At 65.1% G+C, this 20,816-nt stretch carries 20 protein-coding genes; 13 read left to right on the top strand and 7 right to left on the bottom strand.

All coding sequences use genetic code 11. The features are described 5' to 3' along the window. Window positions 1-24: 24 nt before the first annotated feature. Complete coding sequence (locus AC0L3U_RS34095) at window positions 25-1,056, bottom strand: LysM peptidoglycan-binding domain-containing protein (RefSeq protein WP_473364672.1); 1,032 nt, start codon at window positions 1,054-1,056, stop codon at window positions 25-27. A 184-nt stretch (window positions 1,057-1,240) separates the two neighbouring features. On the opposite strand from AC0L3U_RS34095, the gene AC0L3U_RS34090 reads away from it, so the two are divergent. Continuing rightward, window positions 1,241-1,942 (top strand): hypothetical protein, encoded by a 702-nt coding sequence (locus tag AC0L3U_RS34090; RefSeq protein WP_473364671.1) that lies wholly within the window; start codon window positions 1,241-1,243, stop codon window positions 1,940-1,942. A 138-nt stretch (window positions 1,943-2,080) separates the two neighbouring features. Beyond that, entirely contained in the window at window positions 2,081-4,744 is a 2,664-nt protein-coding gene (locus AC0L3U_RS34085; protein WP_473364670.1) for a bifunctional diguanylate cyclase/phosphodiesterase, read from the top strand. Window positions 4,745-4,755: 11 nt separating this feature from the next. Here the strand turns inward: AC0L3U_RS34085 and AC0L3U_RS34080 are convergent, their stop codons facing one another. After that, on the bottom strand, window positions 4,756-5,100 hold the full coding sequence (locus tag AC0L3U_RS34080; RefSeq protein ID WP_473364669.1) for a hypothetical protein: 345 nt from the start codon (window positions 5,098-5,100) through the stop codon (window positions 4,756-4,758). Between AC0L3U_RS34080 and AC0L3U_RS34075 the strand changes: the two genes are divergently transcribed. The 5 genes from AC0L3U_RS34075 (at window position 5,078) to AC0L3U_RS34055 (ending at window position 9,307) form a co-directional block, all read left to right on the top strand. After that, window positions 5,078-6,037: a helix-turn-helix domain-containing protein gene (locus tag AC0L3U_RS34075; RefSeq protein WP_473364668.1), complete on the top strand. Its 960-nt coding sequence runs from the start codon at window positions 5,078-5,080 to the stop codon at window positions 6,035-6,037. The two genes, AC0L3U_RS34080 and AC0L3U_RS34075, sit on opposite strands and share 23 nt — an antisense overlap. 98 nt (window positions 6,038-6,135) lie before the next feature. Beyond that, window positions 6,136-6,426, top strand: coding sequence for a hypothetical protein (locus AC0L3U_RS34070; RefSeq protein ID WP_473364667.1), 291 nt, complete (start codon window positions 6,136-6,138; stop codon window positions 6,424-6,426). 102 nt (window positions 6,427-6,528) lie between these two features. Beyond that, window positions 6,529-7,734 carry an NAD(P)/FAD-dependent oxidoreductase gene (locus AC0L3U_RS34065; RefSeq protein ID WP_473364666.1) on the top strand — a complete coding sequence of 402 codons (1,206 nt, stop codon included), beginning with the start codon at window positions 6,529-6,531 and terminating at the stop codon, window positions 7,732-7,734. A 93-nt stretch (window positions 7,735-7,827) separates the two neighbouring features. Continuing rightward, the gene (locus AC0L3U_RS34060) at window positions 7,828-8,745 is read left to right on the top strand and encodes an MBL fold metallo-hydrolase (RefSeq protein ID WP_473364665.1); all 918 of its coding nucleotides are present in this window, start codon (window positions 7,828-7,830) and stop codon (window positions 8,743-8,745) included. 202 nt (window positions 8,746-8,947) lie between these two features. Then, window positions 8,948-9,307, top strand: coding sequence for a hypothetical protein (locus tag AC0L3U_RS34055; protein WP_456766731.1), 360 nt, complete (start codon window positions 8,948-8,950; stop codon window positions 9,305-9,307). 70 nt (window positions 9,308-9,377) lie between these two features. Here the strand turns inward: AC0L3U_RS34055 and AC0L3U_RS34050 are convergent, their stop codons facing one another. Together AC0L3U_RS34050 and AC0L3U_RS34045 are read right to left on the bottom strand one after the other, a co-directional pair. Next, window positions 9,378-9,500: a hypothetical protein gene (locus tag AC0L3U_RS34050; RefSeq protein WP_256379023.1), complete on the bottom strand. Its 123-nt coding sequence runs from the start codon at window positions 9,498-9,500 to the stop codon at window positions 9,378-9,380. 96 nt (window positions 9,501-9,596) lie between these two features. Then, window positions 9,597-9,773 carry a hypothetical protein gene (locus tag AC0L3U_RS34045; protein ID WP_473364664.1) on the bottom strand — a complete coding sequence of 59 codons (177 nt, stop codon included), beginning with the start codon at window positions 9,771-9,773 and terminating at the stop codon, window positions 9,597-9,599. Between the two features lie 138 nt (window positions 9,774-9,911). Here AC0L3U_RS34045 and AC0L3U_RS34040 point away from each other — a divergent pair, with 138 nt between their 5' ends. The 3 genes from AC0L3U_RS34040 to AC0L3U_RS34030 all read left to right on the top strand — a co-directional run bounded on the left by AC0L3U_RS34040 (window position 9,912) and on the right by AC0L3U_RS34030 (window position 12,457). Continuing rightward, complete coding sequence (locus tag AC0L3U_RS34040; RefSeq protein ID WP_473364663.1) at window positions 9,912-10,043, top strand: hypothetical protein; 132 nt, start codon at window positions 9,912-9,914, stop codon at window positions 10,041-10,043. Between the two features lie 122 nt (window positions 10,044-10,165). Next, on the top strand, window positions 10,166-11,290 hold the full coding sequence (locus AC0L3U_RS34035; RefSeq protein ID WP_473364662.1) for a lactonase family protein: 1,125 nt from the start codon (window positions 10,166-10,168) through the stop codon (window positions 11,288-11,290). A gap of 279 nt (window positions 11,291-11,569) precedes the next feature. Next, complete coding sequence (locus AC0L3U_RS34030) at window positions 11,570-12,457, top strand: efflux RND transporter periplasmic adaptor subunit (protein ID WP_473364661.1); 888 nt, start codon at window positions 11,570-11,572, stop codon at window positions 12,455-12,457. 236 nt (window positions 12,458-12,693) lie between these two features. Here AC0L3U_RS34030 and AC0L3U_RS34025 read toward each other — a convergent pair whose 3' ends face one another. After that, window positions 12,694-13,542 (bottom strand): caspase family protein, encoded by an 849-nt coding sequence (locus AC0L3U_RS34025; protein ID WP_027515065.1) that lies wholly within the window; start codon window positions 13,540-13,542, stop codon window positions 12,694-12,696. A 425-nt stretch (window positions 13,543-13,967) separates the two neighbouring features. Here AC0L3U_RS34025 and AC0L3U_RS34020 point away from each other — a divergent pair, with 425 nt between their 5' ends. The 3 genes from AC0L3U_RS34020 (at window position 13,968) to AC0L3U_RS34010 (ending at window position 17,923) form a co-directional block, all read left to right on the top strand. Next, a complete protein-coding gene (locus AC0L3U_RS34020) occupies window positions 13,968-15,695 on the top strand; it encodes a hypothetical protein (protein WP_473364660.1) in 1,728 nt (575 codons plus the stop codon). Window positions 15,696-15,887: 192 nt separating this feature from the next. Further along, window positions 15,888-16,628 (top strand): thermonuclease family protein, encoded by a 741-nt coding sequence (locus AC0L3U_RS34015; RefSeq protein WP_473364659.1) that lies wholly within the window; start codon window positions 15,888-15,890, stop codon window positions 16,626-16,628. A gap of 107 nt (window positions 16,629-16,735) precedes the next feature. Beyond that, window positions 16,736-17,923 (top strand): pyridoxal-phosphate-dependent aminotransferase family protein, encoded by a 1,188-nt coding sequence (locus AC0L3U_RS34010; RefSeq protein ID WP_473294953.1) that lies wholly within the window; start codon window positions 16,736-16,738, stop codon window positions 17,921-17,923. Window positions 17,924-18,030: 107 nt separating this feature from the next. On the opposite strand, the gene AC0L3U_RS34005 is transcribed toward AC0L3U_RS34010, so the two are convergent. Both AC0L3U_RS34005 and AC0L3U_RS34000 read right to left on the bottom strand, forming a co-directional pair. Beyond that, window positions 18,031-19,143 (bottom strand): hypothetical protein, encoded by a 1,113-nt coding sequence (locus AC0L3U_RS34005; protein ID WP_473364658.1) that lies wholly within the window; start codon window positions 19,141-19,143, stop codon window positions 18,031-18,033. Further along, window positions 19,143-20,579, bottom strand: a complete 1,437-nt coding sequence (locus AC0L3U_RS34000) for an MBOAT family O-acyltransferase (RefSeq protein ID WP_473364657.1) — start codon at window positions 20,577-20,579, stop codon at window positions 19,143-19,145. The genes AC0L3U_RS34005 and AC0L3U_RS34000 overlap by 1 nt, the downstream gene beginning before the upstream one ends. Window positions 20,580-20,816: the final 237 nt, after the last annotated feature.

Below are 20,816 nucleotides of genomic sequence, written 5' to 3'. Positions count from 1 at the left end.
CGCACCGGCAGAGCCGATGCGGTGTTACTCCGCCTTTTGCGGCAGCACGAAGGTTTGGCCGGGATAGATCAGATTGGGATTGTGGATCTTGGCGCGGTTGGCGTTGTAGATCACCGCAAAGCGGGCGCCGTCGCCGTAAGCGAGCCGGCTGAGCGCCCACAGGCTGTCGCCGCGGGAGATCACCCGGCTGCCGCCTGTTTCCGCCGGTGCACCGCTGATGGCGTCCGCCGGCGAGGCCGATGCGACGGTCGTGGCCGCGGGCGCCCGCGCCATGACCCCCGACCCGCCCTTTGGTTTCGGTGCGCCCATCACCCGGGGCCGGGCCGCAGGTCTGTCCGACACCGATGCCACCACATCCGACTTGTCGTCGGGCTTCTCGGCCTTCGCTTCCTGCTTCGTCTCTTGCCTCGCGACCGGTGCAGGGCGCGCGGGCGGCGGCGCGGCTTCGGCGATCACCACCGGCATGCTGCGGCCGGATTGCGTGATGGTGCCGTCAGGCGATTTCGCCCGCAGGGTCAGCTCATAGGAACCGGCGGGAAGCTGCGGCGGCGTCATCACGAATTGGCCCGAGGCATCCGCCACCACACTGTCGAGCGGCTTGCCGTCGCGCAGCAGCTCGACCTTGGCGCCCGGCGTCGCCTGGCCCGCGATCACCGCCGCCTCGCCGTGATCGTCGACGCGCGCGACGTCGAAACGGGGGCCGCTATCGGCAACCGCCGGCGGCGGCTTGACCGGTGCAAGATCGGCAAGCGCGGCCGTGACCTGCTTCTGGGTTTCAGCCAATGCACCCGCCTTCGGCTCGGGGGCCGGCGCCGGAGATGCAGCTGGCGCCGGCGGCGCGACCGCAGCGAGCTTGGGCTCTTCCGGCTTGAGTTCCGGCTTGGGTTCGACTTTGGCCTCGACCTTCTGCTCGACCTTGGGTTCCGGCTTGGCGGCGATGTCGGTCTTCGCCCCCATCGGCAGCAGGCGACGCAGCTCGGTGGGGCCGATCACCAGCACGGTGCCGCCCACCGCGAGCAGACAGAATGCAATGAAGGCCTTGGTCGCGGTCACCATCGGAAATGAACCTTGATCAGGAAGAACCTGGCAAATCAATCGAGCCGGCAAGTTGCGCCGTTTTGGCCACGGCAGCAAGACGGTCGATAGGATGATGAGCCGGCGCCGGGGATGAACCGGCGCACCCCCGCCGGCGTCAAATGATCGAGGCCGCATCGCGGCATTTTCTCGAGGAATTTTCACCGTGAACGCATTTTGCCGTCCCGCACAATTGTTTGTTGGGCTGGTGCTTGCCCTGACAATGGCCGCAACTCCAGGGCTCGCCGCGTCCGGCCCGCCGCCGGATTACATCCTCACCGACAATGCCGATCTCGCCTTCACCTCTCCCGACGGCGCCACTGGGATCGAGCAGTACATGAAAGACGGCGGGGATTTCGACGTCAAATGGCAGGCCTGGGCGAGGCGTGGCGAACAGATGACGGAGCTCAGGCCCGAGCAGGGTTACGGCGGCGGCTTCCGCTTCACGCCCGACTCGCAATGGCTGGTGCGAATGCAGAAGACCGGCTCCGGCGAGCAGGACCTCTATCTCTACCATGTCGAGAAAGGCGCCTTCGTCAGCGCGACGAAGGCCTCGTTCAGCGACTTGGCCTGGGCCTATTTCCACAGCCGCCCGGACACCGGGAAGATGAAGCTCGACTACCACATCTCGGCCAATCTCGTGAAAGGCACCGAAGAGGCCTATCGCGGCCTTGGCGTGCACTGGCCGGACAACCGTTACCTCGTGATCTCGCTGTCGGGCGAAATGGACAAGCACCCGAAGAACGTCGCCGTGAAGGGCCTGGCCGACTGGCGCTGCCGCTATGATCTCAAGACCGGGACCTTCGACGTGCCGGCGATGTTCGCCAGGACCAATGCGGAAGCGTTGAGATGGGAGATCCGACGCTGAGGGAACCATGCCCACCGCGACTTCAGACAAGCGAGGGAACCAACCCTCTGATTACGCTCCGATTCATGTTTTCCTAACCCTTACTGGTAACGCGGTCTTGTCGGTTTTGCCGCATCTTGCATCCCACGGGAGGGCTGCATGGGCACATCGATCCGATGGAGCGCGCGCATGCGCGCGTTGCTGCGCCGTTGGCGCGGCGCGCCGCTGACATGGCTGATCGCAGGCGGCTTCGTGCTGATGGCCGCAATGGCGATCGGCACCGCGCTCACCGTCGACCGCTTCCGGCAGAATGCGATCGAAAGCGGCCGCGACAGCTTAGAGAGCGCGGTCCGCTTGCTCGCCCGCCATTTCGACCGCGAGTTCGAGGACTTCGCGGTGCTGCAGAAGAGCATCATCGCCGAGCTCGAAAGCCACGGCATCGAATCCGCCGATGTCTTCCGCAGCGAGATGGGCACGCTCGCTGTGCACGAAGTGCTGCGCGCCAAGGCCAGCGGCTGGTCCGACGTCGCCGGTGCCAATTTGTTCGATGCCAAGGGCGTGCTGATCAACTCGTCGCGGCGCTGGCCGGTCGCCGATGTTTCGGTCTCCGACCGCGGCTATTTCGATCGCCTCAAGAACGATCCGGCCTCGCAGGAGGAGGTCGAGGTGGTGCCCGGACGGTTGGGCAGCGGACCGGCGATCGTGTTCGCCCGCCGCGTCTCCGGTCCTCACGGCGAATTCCTTGGGCTGGTCTCGCGCGCGATCGCACCCGACCAGCTCGAATCCTTCTTCGCCTCGAGCGGGCTCGGCGAGGACTCCTCGATCGCGATGCACCACCAGAACGGCCAGTTGCTCGCGCGCATTCCGCATGTGGACGCGATGATCGGGCAGAATTTCCGCAACGGCACGCCCGAGCAGATGGCCGTGTTCGAGCGCACCTTCGTCACGACCCAGCTCGCAAGCCCGATCGACGGCAAGGATCGCATCGTCGCTGCACGCCTCCTGGCCGGCGAGCCGCTGGTGGTGGTCGCGACCAAGTCGCTGGATGCGACGCTGGCGTCATGGCACACCCAAACCAAATTCTTCGTGGCCGTCGCCGTGCTCTCGATCGGCCTGCTCGTGCTCACGCTCTATTTGATCTTCCGCCAGATGACCCGTCGGCTCGCCGTGGAGAAGCACCAGCTCGACACCGCGATGAACACGATGACGCAGGGTCTCCTGATGTTCGATCAGGACGAGCGGCTGATCGTCTGCAACCGGCGCTACATCGAGATGTACGGACTGTCGGCAGACGTGGTGAAGCCCGGCGCGTATTTCCGCGAGGTGATCCAGCATCGCCACGACACCGGTTCGTTCCATGGCGACGTCGATGCCTATTGCGACGACATTTTGGGCAATGCCGGGCAGACGCAGAGCACGATCGTCGAGACCTCGGATGGCCGCCTGATCGAGATCAAGAACCAGCCCGGTGCCGCCGGCGGCTGGCTCGCGACCCATGACGACGTCACCGAGCGCATCCGCGCCGACGAGCGCATCGCGCATATGGCGCATTACGACGCGCTGACCGACCTGCCCAACCGCGTGCTGATGCGCGGCCATCTGGAGCGGCGCGTCGCGGAGCTTGCCCAGGGCAAGCCGTTCGCGATCCTCTATATCGACGTCGACGAGTTCAAGGGCGTCAACGATTCGCTCGGACACGAGGTCGGCGACGAGTTGCTGCGCCAGGTCGCAAACCGCCTGCGCGCCTGCGTCAGCGGCAACGACATGGTCGCGCGGCTGGGCGGAGACGAATTCGCCATCGTCAAGGCCGGCACCCGCGATGTGGCCGAGCTGACGGCGCTGGCTGAGCAGATCCTCAAGGCGCTGCGCGCGCCCGTAAACTACAATGGCCAGGAAATCCCGACCGATGCCAGCATCGGCATCGCGATCGCGCCCGACCACGGCGACAATCCCGACGATCTGCTCAAGCGCGCGGACCTCGCGATGTATGCGGCGAAATCCGAGGGCCGCCGCACCTTCCGTGTCTTCGCGCCCGAATACGACGCCAAGGCGCGGCTGCGCCGCCAGCTCGAGTTCGATCTGCGCCAGGCGCTGGCCCGCGGCGAATTCGAGGTGCACTACCAGCCGCTGGTCGATCTCGCGGCCAACGTCGTCACCGGCTGCGAAGCGCTGCTGCGCTGGCACCATCCGGAGCGCGGCATGGTCTCGCCCGCCGACTTCATCCCGGTTGCGGAAGAGACCGGATTGATCGGCGAGATCGGCGAATGGGTGCTGAGGCAGGCCTGCACCGAGGCCGCCTCCTGGCCCGGCGATATCCACATCGCGGTCAACGTCTCACCGGTACAGTTCCGCTCGCGGACATTGGCGCTGAAGGTCGCCGCCGCCCTCGCCGAGTCGGGTCTCGCCCCCGGACGGCTCGAGCTCGAGATCACCGAGACTGTCCTGATCCGCGACGACCAGGAGGCGCTGACGATCCTGCAGCAGCTGCGCGAGCTCGGCGTGCGCATCGCGCTCGACGATTTCGGCACCGGCTATTCGTCGCTGAGCTATTTGCATCGCTTTCCGTTCGACAAGATCAAGATCGACCGCAGCTTCATCTGCGACATCGGCGAACCCGAGGATTCCTCGCCGATCGTGCAGGCGGTGGTGCACATGGCCGCCGCCCGCCACATGGTGACGACCGCGGAAGGCGTCGAGACCGAAGCCCAGCGCAAAGTGCTGCTCCAGCTCGGATGCAGCCAGATGCAGGGCTGGCTGTTCAGCCCGGCCGTGCCGGCGGCGAAACTGAAGCAGCTGTTGTCGGCACAGGCGGCCGCGGCCTAGCAGCGCCCGGGTCATCCGGTCCCCTCCTTTTGGAGGATTTCCGGACGAGGCTTGTCCGCCTTGAAATCCAACCGTTCCACGCCACGAGCGTGCCCGATCGCGACATCGATGTGGCGGCCGTGTGGCGGCCTGCGCCCTTTTCTCACAAGCACTTCTCCTCCCCGCCCGCTCACCGTGCGTTCGCGAAAGCGCGGGCCGGCTTGGAGCAGGATCGGACAAAGCATGCCGGGTTCAGGAAATACGCACCGCAACCGCGGCGCATAGAACACGCGCCGTTCCGTACAAATGCGGACGACTGATCGAAAGCCCGAGTTGATCAGCAGGAGCCACATCATGACCGGGAACACGGCACTCATGCGCAATCCCTCGCACAGGGGCTTGCCGCCCGCACCCGACGCACAGCCTGACGACCGCTCAACGTTCGAGCGGCGCGCCGCCGACGGGGAGATGGCGCGCGTGCTCAGGACCCAGCCGTTTCGCATGGCGCTGGACTCCTCCGGTGCCGGTATCGCGCACTGGAAGCATGATCCGCTGCACGACGTCGTCGAGCCCATGCGCCATCACGTAATCATGGCGCACAAAGGCGTGATGCAGCGCATGGAGCGGCGCTCGGGAAAATCGATCGCGATCGGCACGTTTCGTCCGGGGGTCGTGAACATCGTTCCGGAAGGGTCGAGCTCCCGATGGGACATTCCGAAGCCCGTCGACGTCGTGCAGCTTTACCTTCCCGACGCGACGCTGCAGCGCATCGCCGGCGAGGCCGGGACCGCCGGGCCCGCCGAATTGATCGAGCGAACGGCGCATCCCGACACGATCACGTCCCGACTGCTCCTGAGCGCGGCGGATTCGCTGGAGAGCCATGGCGTCCTTGATACGCTGTTCCGGCATCAGCTCACGGATCTTCTGGCCACGCGCCTTTTGGCTGCGCATGCGGGATCGCCGACCACGTTCCAGCCGACCATGGGCGGACTGGCGCCGAAGGTCCTGCTCCGTGCGATCGAACGATTACGCTCCGACAGCGAAGCGGACGTCTCGCTCGATGCGCTGGCGTCCGATGCGGGTCTGTCGCGCTTTCATTTCTGCCGGTCCTTCAAGGAGAGCACCGGGCTGTCGCCGCATGCCTGGCTGCGCCAGCACCGGCTCGAGCAGGCCATGAACATGCTGCGGGAGAGCGACGAATCGATCGTCTCGGTCGCCGCGGCGCTTGGTTATTCCTCGCAGACCGCCTTCGCCGCGGCATTCAAGAAGCTGACGGGCGAGACGCCGAGCGATTGGCGCAGGCGCATGCGTTAGCAGCAATCTCTCGACAGCGACGGCAATCGCGCTGGGGCAACGGCAAATCGGGTCGGCTACATCATCTCCATGTCCAGACCAATCGAGGGAGACCAAAGATGACCTGGAAAAACTTCGTCAGCCGACGGTTGATCTCATCACGCCGCCGGAGTCTCGCAACCGCGACCTTGTACGGACTCTCGCTGGCCGTTCGCTTCACGTCGGCGACGGGCGAGGAAGTGGAAATTCCGGCTTACACTATGCACCCGGCACAGCCGCCTGTTTCCATCATGATCCGAAATGGCCCCGGCCTTCCCTATCAGGACTGGAGTCGAAATGAGCTTCAGCCCGTCGTCTTGGGCTACGGCCAGCCGCCGAGATCGGTGATGGCACGCTGCATCGGGCCCTAAGCCAGCGATCCAACCCACCCCACGCGCCGACGCCGGACGCTGCCCTCAACGCAGCAGCGCGGTCGCGCGCGGTCTTTCGAACAGCAACCAAGGAGAAAATCCATGCGACTCGTCATCATCGGCGCCGGCTTCGCCGGCATGTACGCCGCCCTTTCCGCAGCGCGACTGCGCGACATCCGGGGCGTCTCGCCGCAAGATCTGCAGATCGCGCTCGTCTCACCGGAGCCGACGCTGGTGGTCCGTCCGCGGCTCTACGAGCCGAAGCCGGAAACCCTGACGGCCCCGCTGCTCGAGGTCCTCGAGGCGATCGACGTCGACTACATCCAGGGCAGCGCCGAGACGATCAACACCGAGGCCCGAACGGTGCAGATCACGCCCGCGAAGGGCGCGCGAAAGACGCTGTCCTACGACCGCCTGGTCGTGACCACCGGCAGCCGGCTATTCCGTCCGAACATTCCGGGCCTCACCGAGCACGGCTTCAGCGTCGATTCGCTCGACGATGCCGTTGCGCTCGACAAGCATCTGCACGGTCTCGCGAAGCGGCCCGCCGTGAACGGACGGGACACCGTCGTCGTCGCCGGCGGCGGCTTCACCGGGATCGAAGCGGCCACCGAAATGCCGGCGCGGCTGCGCGAAATCCTGGGCCCCAATGCCAGGACTCGCGTCGTCATCGTCGATCGCAACACTGCGATCGCACCCGACATGGGTGCCGGCGCCCGCCCCGTCATCGAGGAAGCCTTGCGCAAGATTGGCGTCGAGACACGGCTCGGTGCCGGCGTCGCCGCGCTCGACGCGACCGGCGTCACCTTGTCCAGCGGTGAGCACATCGAAACCGAGACGGTGATCTGGGCGGCGGGCATGCGAGCAGCGCCGCTGACCGGGCAGATTCCCGCCGAGCGCGACAATTTCGGCCGGTTGCTGGTCGACCGCTGCTTGCAGGTGCCAGGCGTTCAGGGTGTCTTCGCGGCCGGCGACGCAGCACGCGCCGCCTGCGACGACGAGGGCAATTACGCGCTGATGTCGTGCCAGCACGCCACGCGGATGGGCGCCTTTGCCGGCAACAATGCCGCGGCCGAATTGCTCGGCGTTCCGACCAGGCCCTACCACCAGAAGGCCTATGTCACTTGCCTCGACCTCGGCGAAGCCGGTGCGCTGTTCACACGCGGATGGGAGCGCAAGGTCGAGCTGGTCGGCGAAATCGCCAAGAAGACCAAGCGTGAGATCAACACCGTCTGGATCTATCCGCCGAAGGCGGAGCGCGCCCTGGCGCTCGCGTCGGCCGATCCGGAACGGGTGACCGACGTCTAGCGCAGCAAGCGATCACGGGCTGCGCTCTCCCCCGGCGGCGCGGCCTGCTCAACCACCAGCCGGAAGCCTCTATCTTTGAAACAGGAGACCAACATGAATCTGCACAACACCTCATATCCCGTGTCATCGGGACCCGAAGAGCTCGTTCCGTCGCGCTACGCGCTGAAGATCGGCGAGATCGACGTGCTGGTGGTCAGCGACGGCGTGCTGCCGCTCCCGACCAAGATGCTCGCGCACAACGCCGACCCGGCGGTGCGGGCGACCTGGTTGCACGACATGTTCCTGCCGCAGGATGCTTTCGACTGGGCGCTGAACGCCGTCATGGTCCGCAGCGGCGGCAAGACCATCCTCATCGACGCCGGGCTGGGCTCGGACCCGAACTTGAACTTGCCGCGCGCCGGGCAGTTGATCAGGCGACTGGCGGCCGCCGGCATCGATCTTTCGGCGGTAACCGATCTGGTGCTGACCCATCTGCACATGGACCACATTGGCGGGCTGCTGGTCGACGGCGTGAAGCAGCAGCTGCGCAAGGACCTGCGGATCCACGTCGCGGCCGCCGAGGTCAAATTCTGGGAAAAGCCTGATTTCTCCCGCACCGCCATGCCGGAAGGGTTTCCGGACGCGCTGCGATCGACCGCCAAGCAGTTCCTGAAGGAGTACGGCAGTCAGCTGCGGCTGTTCGATGACGAGCAAGAGATTGCGCCAGGCGTCATCGCCCGTCGCACCGGCGGTCACACCCCCGGACACAGCGTGGTTCGCATGGCGGCCGGCGACGACGCGCTGACATTCGCCGGCGATGCCGTGTTTGCCGTCGGGTTCGAGCAACCCGACTGGTTTAACGGTTTCGAACACGACCCCGAGGAGGCCGCGCGCGTTCGCGTTCGTCTGTTGCGACAGCTTGCCGAGACCGGCGAGATGCTGGTGGCGACGCACTTGCCGTTCCCGTCCGTGGGCCGGGTCGCTGCCGACGGCGACGCCTTCCGTTGGGTGCCGGTGTTCTGGGACTACTGACCGCTTGCAGGGTTAGAGCTGAAGCAGGGCGCGGACTCGATAGGTCCGCGCCCTCCAAAATAGGATCAAACATCGACCCTCGCGGTTATCGCCCCGCTGAGACGGCTGGAACCGGTCCGCGGCGCCAGCCAGCATTGCGTCACGTGCCGCGCAGGCGGCTCCTCGTCTGCGCTCGTGCGTGCGCGAGATCGAGCGAGGCGATATGGCGATCGCGGCATTCAGGATGGTCACTCTCGTAGCGGTTGCTGCCATGATCGGCCCATCCGTGCAGGCCCGCGACGACGGTCGCTACGCGAACTCTCCCCTCAAGGGCTGGTTCGAGAGCCTGCACAGCAAGGGCGGCGGTCCCTGCTGCGCCGACGCCGACGGCACCGCGCTGGACGATGTCGACTGGGACACGAGCAACGGACATTATCGCGTGCGACTCCTGGGCGACTGGATCGAGGTGCCCGACGACACCGTGATCACAGAGCCGAACCGCGCCGGCCGCACCATGGTCTGGCCGTATTACGTCAACGGCCGCGCCAAGATCCGCTGCTTCATGCCGGGCAGCATGATTTGAGATTTTGAATTCTGATGTCCCGGCTCGGCCCAGCATACGATGATGCGCCGCTGAACCGGCCGGCGCGGGCTCACTTGACCTGCTTGGCCGCGTGGATCTCGACGAACTCGGCATCGGGATGCGCGACGATGGTCGCGAACATGATGCCGCTGATGATGAGCGACCAGGCGGTGTCCCAATAAATCCAAAACACGTGCCAGCCTCCGTTTCGATCTGCACCGCCCGCGGGATCAGGGTAACGGCAAGGCGAGGCTGCCGTTCCCGGTGCCAATGCGGCGCGGCCGAGGTGCTATTTTGATTTGGTCGGCGCGGAGTCGGGATCGGTTTGGCCGGTGTGGCGCTTTGCCACGACGTCCTCGTCGCGCTCGCCCTGACGCGGGCGCGGCGGCGGCTTGGGCTGGCCGGCCTGACCGCCATGCTTGCCGCCCATGTCGGGCTTACCTTCAAGATCGTTTTCACGGGGCATGCCGGTTCAATGCGCTCGCGCGGCATTGGTTCGGTTCGCCTGTGAACGAGTTCATAGGATCGCCGCGATTTGCAGCGCATGATCGCCAGGCCCGCCCCCGGGAGCATTCTCATTCATGTGACTGACGGATTCGGCCTGATGCGGAAACGACTCGTCGCCTGGACGATCCTGACCTGCGCGCTGCTCGCGGTCACCGTGTGGACCGTGCTCGGGCCGCCCCACACCCCGCCCGGGCTCCATCCGCCCTCCCGCACAGCGGCGATACGGTAGGTCTCCCACCGATACCATTTCGGCATCGATCGATCCCAATTGGAGTTTGGTGCGGCGGGGCGGCTGCCGCTATCCTCGCCGGCAAAACGACAAATGCCGCACCGGCATCCAGGAGGACCCCCATGGTGAGATCGACCCGACGCATCAGATCCGGCGTACCCCGCGCCGCGATCGCCACCACGCTTGCTTTCCTCACTCTCATTTCTGGAGTCCGCGCCGGCATGGCCGAGACCTTCGCCTATGTCGGCAACGCCGACAGCAACGACATCAGCGTCTTCAAGATGGCCGAGAACGGCGAGATGACGCCCGTGCAGACGGCCGCCTTCACCGGCGTCGAAAAGCCGGGATCCTCGACGCCGCTCGCGATCACGCCCGATCATCGCGTGCTGATCGCCGGTGTCCGCTCGCAGCCGTTTCTCGCGGTGAGCTTTGCGATCGATCCCAAGACGGGCCAGCTCAGCCATCTCGGCAACGGCCCGCTCGCCGACAGCATGGCCAATATCGCCATCGACCGTAGCGGCAAATTCCTGTTCAGCGCCTCCTATGGCGGCAACAAGGTCGCGCTGAATCCGCTGCTTGCCAACGGCGTCGCAGGCGAGCCGAAGCAGGTGATCCCGACCGGGCTGAACGCGCACGCCTTCCTGCCCTCGCCCGACAACCGCTTCGCGTTCGCGACCAATCTCGGCTCCGACCAGATCCTGGCCTTCGCGTTCGATGCCACGACCGGCACGCTCACGCCGAGCGATCCGCCGGCTCACAAGGTGCCGGAGAAATCGGGGCCGCGGCATTTCGCATTCCACCCCAACGGCAAGTTCGTCTATCTCCTCCACGAGCTGAACGGCGACGTCGCGGCGTTCGCCTATGAGGCCAAGGGCGGCGCATGGGACGAGATCCAGCGCACCAGCGCGCTGCCCGAAGGATTTACCGGAAAGCCCTGGGCCGCCGACATCCACATCACCCCCGACGGCCGTTTCCTCTACGCCTCCGAGCGTACCACCAGCACGCTCACCGCCTACAAGGTCGATGCAACAACAGGCAAGCTGACGACGATCGGCAGCGTGCCGACCGAGAAGCAGCCGCGCGGCTTCCATATCGATCCCGGCGGGCGCTACCTTGCCGCGGTCGGAGAGCTCTCCGACAGCATGACGGTCTATGCCATCGACCAGAGCAGCGGGGCACTCGCCAAGCTGAAATCCTACGCCACCGGCAAGAAGCCGAACTGGGTGGAGTTCTTGAGCCTGCAGTGAGGGGGAGCTGATACCTCCTCGTCGTCATGGCCGGGCTTGTCCCGGCCATCCACGTCCAGCTCCGCGGCACAAAGAACGTGGATGCCCGGGACAAACCCGGGCATGACGAGTTGATTGGGCGGCGGCCGCCGACGAACCTCTTTGCTTCTGCGGCGACTAAATCAACGGGCGGCATCGCGCCGCCCGTGCTGCTGCGGCATTCTCATTCGGCCGGCCCATGGTCCGCAGCGATCGCTTCTGCTAACGATGAGGCCGTCAAGGCCCCAACCGGAATGACCCATGCGTTCATTGCCTGCGCGTTCTGTTTCCAGACATCTCGTTGCGCTCGCCGGACTGCTGGTGCTGTCGGCCCAGCCCGCTGCCGCCGCCGATGACGACGCGCCCAAGGGGCCGGCGGTCACGGTGCTGAAGGTCGCAAAATCCTGTTTCTCCGACATCGTCGAGGGCACCGGCACGATTATCGCGCGCGAGGCAAGCTCGGTGCGGCCGGAGCGGCCCGGCCTGAAGGTGACGGAGGTGCTGGCGGAAGCCGGCGACACCACCACCGCCGGCCAGGTGCTGGCGCGGCTGGCACTGCCCGAGGGCGGCACGCTTCAGGTCACCGCCCCCGTCGCAGGCGTGATCGCGACGTCGACCGCGCAGATCGGCAATCTCGCCTCCGCCAAGGGCGAGGCGCTGTTCACGATCGTGGCGCGCAGCGAGTACGATCTCGTCGCCCTGGTCGCGACCAGCGATATGCGCAAGCTCGCAGTCAATCAGGTGGCGACGGTGCGCATCGCCGGCGCCGGCGACATCGACGGCAAGGTGCGCCGCATCGGCCCGACGGTCGAGCCGAACATCCAGCAGGGCATGGTCTATATCGGCATTTCCTCGCAGAAGCGGCTGTTGCTGAATGCGAGCGGCCGCGCGCTGATCAAGTCGGGCCAGAGCTGCAACGTCGCGGTGCCGCTGACATCGGTGCAGTATTCCTCCGCCGGCACCGTCGTGCAGGTGATCCGCCGCAACCGCGTCGAGACCAAGCGGGTCGAGGTCGGACTGATGTCGGGCGGCAATATCGAGATCCGCGACGGCCTCAACGAAGGCGATATCGTCGTCGCCCGCGCCGGCGCGCTGCTGCGCGAAGGCGATCCGGTGCGGACCGTGATGGCCGCGGAAGCGGCGAAGTAGATCTCGCCACCGTCATTGCGAGGAGCAAAGCGACGAAGCAATCCAGGATCTTTCCGCGGGAAGATTCTGGATTGCTTCGCTACGCTCGCAATGACGATGGAGAGGCAGATGTGCGCTGAGCACGTCAATCGTAGGGTGGATTAGCCGAAGGCGTAATCCACCTCTTTGCTTTCCATGCTGACGAGAGAAGTGGTGGATTACGCTTCGCTAATCCACCCTACCAGCGCTAAGAAAAACTAGCCGCCGGCTTCGCCGAAATGGACGTCCTCGAGCAGCGAGGAGGAGACGGTCGGGACCTGGTCGCCTTCGCTGGCGCGGGAGATGGCAAGGCGGGTCTTGTTGAAGACGCTCTCGGCGCTGCCCTGCGCATTGAGGTTGTTGAGGAACTCGCTGACCAGCACGCTGTGCTCGCCCTTGCCGTCGTCGACGACCTTGCCGGGCGAAGCCGAGGAGAGGATCAGCGCATTGTCGGTCGCGCTGATCGGCGCGAGGCCGTGGCTGTAGGAGCGGAAGCGGCGCTCATAGGGATTGCGGCGGGAGGCGTCGACCACGACGAGCTTGGCCTTGGCGCCCTGCTCCTTCATCATGTCGAGCACGCCCTCGATGGAGACGCCGTGACGGCGGACATCGCTTTCCTTCCAGATCACGGCATCGACCGGCAGCATGTAGCTCTCGCGGCCGGCCTGCACGCCGTAGCCGCCGAAGAACAGCATGACGACGGTGTCGCGCTTGATCCGGGACTTCAGGCGATTGACGGCACGAACCATGTCGTCCTTGGTCGCGTCTTCCACCATGTCGACGTCAAAACCGTTCTTGCGCAGCGAGGAGGACAGCGCGCGGGCGTCGTTGATCGACTGCGTCAGCGGCGCGCTGGCGTCGGGGTAGTGTCCATTGCCGATGACGAGGGCAAGACGCGAGGCCTGGCCGATCGAGCCGGTGACCTGGTCGGTCGAGACGGCCTTGGCGGCATCGAGCGCCCGCATATTGAGAGCAGCATGGGCGCCGATCACGAGCGAGACCGTGCCGATGAGGGCTGCGGCCACCGCGATCGTGCGTCGGGAAATGTCGAGCTGCGTTACATTCATCTCGCGTCATTCCTGTCAGTGCCAAAGACCAGCCAAGCACGCGCACACTGTTTGAGTAGCGCGATAGCGTCTTTGGGTTTGAGGGATTGGCCGGGGGTGTGCCCCCGAATTGCGCGCAATTTGCGGCGCCGCACCAAACAAAGCCTTAACCGGATATCGCCTCCCCCGCAATAGATCGCCGAAAATTTGAGCTAAGTCACTGGAAGTACGAACTAATTTGCACCGCCAAAAGTGTGATTTTTTTGCGTCCCTGTAGCCTTCCGGAGCCTGATTATGCAGGCTTCGTGCCGGCTTTTTCTGTGACTGCCGTCACATTTGTATTTCCTGCGAATCCGGGTAGCTTTTTCAACGACTTGCAGGGGGTGGCACGCGGCTGGGAGCGTGCCGGCCGGCCCCCCGGCCAATTCCCGCGACCAGGTTATTTCATGAGCTTTCAATATTTTGCCGGCGCCGCCTGCCGGGCGCTGACGGCGCGGAAGGATGGCCCCTCGCTTTACGACGTCTGCGATCCCGTCTTGTCTGTTGCGGCCAGCGGCGATCCGCATCTGGCCAAGTTCTACAAAACCGCGCTCGGCAATCCCGCATTGCGGGTGCTGCTCCGCCGGGCCGGACTGCCCGAGCTGCGCGACGAAGGCAAACTGGCCCGGCTGCGCGAGGCGCTGGTGCGCGCCCGCGACGAGGCCGAGCCCGATTGGGCGGTGGTCGGCCAGCCCGTTGCCGATCTCGTCGACAGCATCGCGCTGGACCATCCCAAGCCGCCGCCGGCCATGTTCACCGGCGCCATGCCGCAACCATCGCAGATCGACGGCGTGATCCGCGACTGCGCGGAGCATCTGCTGGGCTCGTACCGCAAAAATGGCTTTCTGCCGACCTACGCCGCGTTCAACCTGATCGGCGATCCCGATTTCCGCGGCCGCGAGCTGACCATGGCGCTCACGGGTCTCAACGCGCGCGGCTACAAGAACTCCTCGCTGCTGTTCAACCTCGCCCGCGTCTTCATCGCGCGATCGCCGGCGCGCGCCGTCGTCAATCCGCCCTGGCGAGGGGTTGCCGAACCGATGTGGGAGCCGGTGCAGATCCGTCACCGCTCGGCCTATTACGACGCGTTCTTCATCGAGGCGTTGTTGAGCTACGTCGAGACCGGTCTCGCCTCGTCCGCCGACAAGATGGCGGCGGAGCGCGCGGTCGCGGACATGGTCGATTTCTGCGTCAACATCAGCCGCGAAGACGTCGAGGGCCTCGACGGCGCGCGATTCAACGTCATCACTGCGCTCGCGCCCGCGCCGCATCCGCGCTTCTCCCGCTACTTCGCCCAGATCAAGCAGGACCTCGGTTTCGGCGTCTACGTGCCGGATTGCGACACCACGGCGTGCTCGATCTCCGCGGCGACACAGGCCGGCTGCACCGATCCGATCCTCGACCAGCCGCTGCTGGATTTCTATGCAGGCTATCAGGTGCGCGCCGGCGTCAACGAGCCGCGCGTGACCGTGCCGATCAACGACAATATCGACTACGAGGGCGGGGTTGCGACCTGGATCGACAACCTCAAGGGCGAGCGGCCCTATGGCAACGATCTCGATCCGACGCTCAATCTCGACATTCTCGAGGTCAGCTTCCGCAACCTCGCGCGCTGGAAAGTCTTGGAGACACCGGCGCGGCTTGCCACCGTTCATCGCATCATCGGCTTCCAGAAGCGCCTGGCGGCGAGCGGCGCCTTCGCCAATCCGCGCTCGCACATCTATTATCTGCCGGAGCTCTACAGCGCCTATTTCGGCCGCTGCTACGCCGCCTTCCTGGCGCTGCCGCTGGCGGCGCAGGCGATCATCGATCCCGACGGCGATTTCGATTTTATCCGCCACCGCGTGCTGTCCTACGTCAAGGGCGAGCTGATGGCCGCCGAGATGAACGTGTTCGACGCAGCACTCGCGCTGATCGCGCTCGGCCATCTCGGCGCCGATCCACGCGCCTTTGCGCCGGCGCTGAACGTGATCGTCGCGAGCCTCGGCGAAGGCGGTCGCCGCGGCCCGTTCCGTGCCTATGAATGGAACAAGATGAAGACGCCGACGCGGATTCTGGTCGGCGGTCCGGAGGTCACGTCGGCGTTCGTGCTGATGGGGCTCGCGGTGGCCAAGCGGGCGATGGCGCGGGGATAGGTTTCGTCGGGTGGCTTAGCCCTGCGGCTGCGCGAAGCGCAGTCCGCTCGGCGTAACCCACCACTTCTGCGTCGTGGAGACGAAAGATGACAGTAAGTTGAAAGCCCAACTGCCAGGCATATGCTGGCCGGGCGGACAAAAGCCGACCACAATTGCGAGGTCTATCGCAGTTTTCATCACACGCGGACCGGCATGTTGCGAAAATTCCTGATTGCGCTGTCATTGCTTGGCTTCTCCTTGCCCGGTTTGCCGTCGCCGGCTGAGGCCGCCGACATCACCGGCACCGCAAAGGTTCGCGCCGGCGACGCCGTGATGATCGGCAACACGCGGATCAGGCTCGGCGGCATCGACGCGCCCGCGGTCGACCAGCTCTGCCTCAACAACAAGGGCGAGCGCTGGACCTGCGGCATCGCGGCCCGCGACGAGCTCGCCAAATACGCCGACGGCAAGAACTGGATCTGCCACGCGAGGTCGATCGACCGGCGCGGCCGCACCGTGGCGCGCTGCGATGTCGGCGGCGAGGACATCCAGAAATGGCTGGTGCGCACAGGTTGGGCGCTGGCCTACACCCGCATGTCGCACGACTATGAGGCGGACGAGAAGGCCGCGCGGGAGGCCAAGGCTGGCATGTGGCAGGGCGCCTTCATCGCGCCCTGGGACTGGCGCGTCCGCAACAAGAAGACCACCATCCTCGGCGCCACCAAGCCGCCCGACGGCGCGCATGCGATCCTGCTCGCTTCGGCCTCGGGCCCGGTCGCGCCCTCGCCGGACTGCACCATCAAGGGCAACGTCAACTCCGCCGGCGAATGCATCTATCACCGGCCGACCAGCCGCTGGTATGCGCAGATCAAGATGAAGATCAGCAAGGGCACGCGCTGGTTCTGCTCGGTGGAGGAAGCCGAAGATGCGGGCTGCCGCGAGACTAAGAGATAACCCAATTCAGACCTGCGTTTTCCGGCCTTTTCTTGCACCGCAGCGCCGCGTAAAAGTGTGAATCAGCGACCCACCATCCTGTTCTCAGGCAACAAGGACCAACAGCAATGACCGTTCGCGCGGGCCGGGAATTTCTGGCCATCCCCGGGCCCACCAATATGCCCGACGAGGTGCTGCGGGCGATGCATCGTCCGGCGATCGACATCTACTCCAAACAGATGACCGATCTGACCGAGAGCCTGCTCAGCGACATCTCGAAACTGTTTGCGACCAAGGGCAAGTCCTACATCTACATCGCCAACGGTCACGGCGCCTGGGAAGCAGCATTGAGCAACGTGCTGTCGCGCGGCGACAAGGTGCTGGTGCTCGAAAGCGGACGGTTCGCGATCGGCTGGGGCCATGCCGCAGCGCTGATGGGCGCCGAGGTCGAGGTGCTCAAGGGCGACTGGCGCCGCGCGGTGCGACCGCACGAGGTCGAGGAGCGCCTGCGCCGCGACAAGGAGCATACGATCAAGGCCGTCGTCGTCGTCCAGGTCGACACGGCGTCTGGCGTGCAGAACGACATCGAGGCGATCGGCAAAGCGATCAAGGCGAGCGGCCATCCGGCGCTGTACATGGTCGACACTGTCGCCTCGCTCGGCTGCATGCCGTTCGAGATGGACAAATGGGGCATCGACGTTGCGATGTCGGGCTCGCAAAAGGGCCTGATGACGCCGCCCGGGCTCGGCTTCGTCGCGGCCAACGCGCGTGCGCTCGAGGTCCAGAAGACGGCCAATATGAGCACGCCCTATTGGAGCTGGAGCGAGCGCGAGGGCAGCGAGCATTATCGCAAATATGCCGGCACCGCGCCGGTGCATCTGCTGTTCGCGCTGCGCCAGGCGATCGACCTGCTGCACGAGGAAGGGCTGGAGAACGCCTTCCGCCGCCACAGCCTGCTCGGCGAAGCCGCACGCCGCGCCGTCGGCGCGTGGTCCGAAGGCCAGGTGCTCGGCTTCAACGTCGCGGAAGCCAGCGAACGCTCCAACACCGTGACCACGGTGACCATGAGCAACGGCCACGATCCGGCAATCCTGCAACGCTATTGCAAGGAGAAGTGCGGCGTGGTGCTCGGCACCGGCATCGGCGATCTCTCGGGACAAGCCTTCCGCATCGCCCATATGGGCCACGTCAACGCCCCGATGCTGCTCGGCACGTTGGGGGTGATCGAGGTCGGGCTGAACGCGCTGAAGATCCCGCACGGCAAAGGCGGGCTCGAGGCAGCGGTTGCGTATCTCGGCGAAGAGGTGGCGGCGTAGCCGTCTTTTTTCTTCTCCCCTTCTGGGAGCAATCTTGTAGCCCGGGTGAGCGAAGCGACACCCGGGATTCTTGCGTGAGGCCCCGCATGTCGCTTCGCTCATGCGGGCTACGGCAGCGGCGCGATCCGATACGCCTCGACCTGCGCCTTCAACGCGTCCAATGACACAAGCGGCGCCTTCGGATCCACCCGATACTGCCCGTGCGCCAACCACGACAGCACCTTCGCATCGACGACCGGCGAATGGTGGATGACGTCACCGTAATTGTCGAGGTTGTGCGTCACGTCCTTGATCGCCCGGAAATCGTACAGACGCACATTGGGAAGCTGCGTCAGGCGCTGCGCCATGACGGCGGTGAGGTCGGTGACGGTCTTCAGCGTCGCAGGCGACGCGTCGCGCATCGCGACGAATTGCAGGATCGAATAGGGCGGGAAGTAGATGTCGAAGGTCACGTCCGGATGGCGCGCGATCAGGCCGACGGCGTCACGCTCGAAATGCCGCACCATCGCGTCGTAACGATAGCCTTCGCCGAGAAAGCGGCTGCGCACGGGATCGGTGATATAGGTGAAGGCCGCGAGCGTCCTTTTCGCATTGTAGGCGCGCGCGACGTCGATATCGCGCGGCAACGCATAGATGTCGTCGACGTCTTCAAGCGCAAACTTGACGGGCAGATAAGGCGCGGCCCGGGTCAGCGGCTGCCGCAGCGGCGGAACCGACCGCAGCAGCGCAAACAGGGATTCCTTCGCCATCGCTGCGCTGAACAGGTAGGACGCGATCCCCTTGGCCGTCCCGCGATAGAGATCGGCAGAGAGATAAGGATCGGTCTCGATGTCGGCCGCATCGACAAAGATAAAATCGTCCATCGCCCAGATCACGCGCCTTGCGCCGCGGTCGATGGCCCGCTCGAGCACAAACCCCTGCTGGCGCGAATTAGACCCGGTCATCGCCAGCTTGAGCGAGTGCACGCCAAGCGCATGGTCGATGTCGCTCTGGCGAAAATGGATCGCGAGCGAGGTACCCATGAAGGCGGCGTCGAACGGCTGGCTGCGGATCAGCCCGGCATTCTGCACCCGCGTGTCATCGGAATAGAACGGCGCGACGAGGCGCGAGGGGCGAAACAGCTGCAGGGGATCGATGACATAGGTGAGCGCAGCCGCGCCCAGCACGCACGCGATGCTCGCGAGGAGAAGACGCCCTGGATGTGTGAACACGCCCCGCATCAGAACCGAAAATAGATGAATTCGCTGTGGCTCTGGATGCCCAAGATCCCGAACGCAAGCACCAGCGACGCACCATAAAGCACCAGCGGCCGCATCCGTCCGGCCATCAGGCCGTCGCCGACCCTGCGATTGGCGTGGTCGTACCCCATGATGCCTTGCGTGTTCGGCGCCAGCCACACCAGCGCGGCATAAATTGCGACCATCACCGAGGCCGCAATCTCTTCGCGGCCGAACACGATGTTCCCAGGATCGGCCATCGCATTCAGAATCCGCATGGCCCAATCGACCCGTTCGGCACGGAAGAAGACCCAGGCGACAACGACGGCGAGGAATGTCAGCACGGCCCCGGCGACGCGAGCTGGGCACGCGAGCAATTTTGGAAGATTCGGCACCAGCGCGTTGAGAGCGTGATTGATACAGAGATAGGCGCCATGCAGCGCGCCCCAAATGACAAACGTCCAGGCTGCGCCATGCCAGAGCCCGCCGAGCAGCATCGTCAGCAGCAAGTTGACGTAGCGCAGCACGCGGCCGCGACGGTTGCCGCCGAGCGGGATGTAGAGATAGTCGCGCAGGAAGTGCGACAGCGTCATGTGCCAGCGCCGCCAAAACTCGACGATGCTGGTGGCCTTGTAGGGCGAGTTGAAATTGACCGGCAGGAAGATGCCGAACATCAGCGATATTCCGATCGCCATGTCGGAATAGCCGGAGAAGTCGAAATAGAGCTGGAATGTGTAGGCGAGAGCGCCAAGCCAGGCCTGATCAAAACTCGGCGCGCGCGCATCGAAGGCGAGCGCGACCAGCGGCTGGATGCCGTCGGCGAGGCACGTTTTCTTGAACAGGCCGATTGCGAAGATGATGATTCCGCACAGGATCAGATGCGCGTGCGGCTGCTTGGTTTCCTCCTGTTCGAATTGCGGGATCATGTCCTTGTGGTGGAGGATCGGTCCCGCGATCAGATGCGGAAAGTAGGTCACGAACAGCGCGTAGTGCGGCAGCGCGTAGGCCGCGACCTGCCCGCGCCAGGCATCGACCAGGAACGCGATCTGCGTGAAGGTGTAGAAGGAGATGCCGACCGGCAGCAGGATGTGGACCGCAAAATGCGTGCCGGCCAGCGCATTGACGTTCTCGGCGACGAAGCCGGCATATTTGAAGACGCCGAGCACGAAGAGATCGCCGACGACCCCGAGGGCAAGTGCGGCCTTTCGTTGCGACGGAGCAAGCTTCGCCACGATGAGGAGGTGGCCTATGCCATAGTTGAAGGCGATCGATATCAGCAACAGGGCCACGAACTGCCAATTGCCGATGGCATAGAAGGCGAGCGAGGCCACCGCCAGCCAGATCACCGGCGCCAGATTGCTGCGCCCCCCGAGCCAGAAATAGCCCGCCAGCGCGGCGGGCAGGAACAGCAGGATGAACGGGTAGGAATTGAACAGCATCAGGCTGGACCGGCGGCGGGGATTAGGAAGCCTAAAGCATAGAAGGGACCGATCAACAACCCGGCGACTGGCGCTATTCTGGCGCGGTCCTTGGCGCAGTGGCGCTGGCAATTGGTGGAATCGGGACGATATAAGGCAGGACGCATCTTCTCCCCCTCCCCGCCTGCGGGGAGAGGGTTGGGGTGAGGGGGAGTCTCCACGAGGACGGTGACAGCGAGACTCGCGGAGAGCCCCCCT

This window comes from Bradyrhizobium sp. Kon69, from assembly GCF_055807515.1.
The sequence above is the reverse complement of the archived record's forward strand: the minus strand, read 5'-3'. Positions and strand labels throughout refer to the sequence as shown.

What these genes read in the sequence shown, in the direction of transcription:
- AC0L3U_RS34015 (WP_473364659.1), top strand. Translation starts at nt 15,888, where the DNA reads ATGTTGCGAAAATTCCTGATTGCGCTGTCATTGCTTGGCTTCTCCTTG.
- AC0L3U_RS34010 (WP_473294953.1), top strand. Translation starts at nt 16,736, where the DNA reads ATGACCGTTCGCGCGGGCCGGGAATTTCTGGCCATCCCCGGGCCCACC.
- AC0L3U_RS34070 (WP_473364667.1), top strand. Translation starts at nt 6,136, where the DNA reads ATGACCTGGAAAAACTTCGTCAGCCGACGGTTGATCTCATCACGCCGC.
- AC0L3U_RS34000 (WP_473364657.1), bottom strand. Translation starts at nt 20,579, where the DNA reads ATGCTGTTCAATTCCTACCCGTTCATCCTGCTGTTCCTGCCCGCCGCG.
- AC0L3U_RS34085 (WP_473364670.1), top strand. Translation starts at nt 2,081, where the DNA reads ATGGGCACATCGATCCGATGGAGCGCGCGCATGCGCGCGTTGCTGCGC.
- AC0L3U_RS34005 (WP_473364658.1), bottom strand. Translation starts at nt 19,143, where the DNA reads ATGCGGGGCGTGTTCACACATCCAGGGCGTCTTCTCCTCGCGAGCATC.
- AC0L3U_RS34030 (WP_473364661.1), top strand. Translation starts at nt 11,570, where the DNA reads ATGCGTTCATTGCCTGCGCGTTCTGTTTCCAGACATCTCGTTGCGCTC.
- AC0L3U_RS34065 (WP_473364666.1), top strand. Translation starts at nt 6,529, where the DNA reads ATGCGACTCGTCATCATCGGCGCCGGCTTCGCCGGCATGTACGCCGCC.
- AC0L3U_RS34025 (WP_027515065.1), bottom strand. Translation starts at nt 13,542, where the DNA reads ATGAATGTAACGCAGCTCGACATTTCCCGACGCACGATCGCGGTGGCC.
- AC0L3U_RS34040 (WP_473364663.1), top strand. Translation starts at nt 9,912, where the DNA reads ATGCGGAAACGACTCGTCGCCTGGACGATCCTGACCTGCGCGCTGCTC.
- AC0L3U_RS34060 (WP_473364665.1), top strand. Translation starts at nt 7,828, where the DNA reads ATGAATCTGCACAACACCTCATATCCCGTGTCATCGGGACCCGAAGAG.
- AC0L3U_RS34075 (WP_473364668.1), top strand. Translation starts at nt 5,078, where the DNA reads ATGACCGGGAACACGGCACTCATGCGCAATCCCTCGCACAGGGGCTTG.
- AC0L3U_RS34095 (WP_473364672.1), bottom strand. Translation starts at nt 1,056, where the DNA reads ATGGTGACCGCGACCAAGGCCTTCATTGCATTCTGTCTGCTCGCGGTG.
- AC0L3U_RS34020 (WP_473364660.1), top strand. Translation starts at nt 13,968, where the DNA reads ATGAGCTTTCAATATTTTGCCGGCGCCGCCTGCCGGGCGCTGACGGCG.
- AC0L3U_RS34035 (WP_473364662.1), top strand. Translation starts at nt 10,166, where the DNA reads ATGGTGAGATCGACCCGACGCATCAGATCCGGCGTACCCCGCGCCGCG.
- AC0L3U_RS34055 (WP_456766731.1), top strand. Translation starts at nt 8,948, where the DNA reads ATGGCGATCGCGGCATTCAGGATGGTCACTCTCGTAGCGGTTGCTGCC.
- AC0L3U_RS34045 (WP_473364664.1), bottom strand. Translation starts at nt 9,773, where the DNA reads ATGCCCCGTGAAAACGATCTTGAAGGTAAGCCCGACATGGGCGGCAAG.
- AC0L3U_RS34080 (WP_473364669.1), bottom strand. Translation starts at nt 5,100, where the DNA reads ATGAGTGCCGTGTTCCCGGTCATGATGTGGCTCCTGCTGATCAACTCG.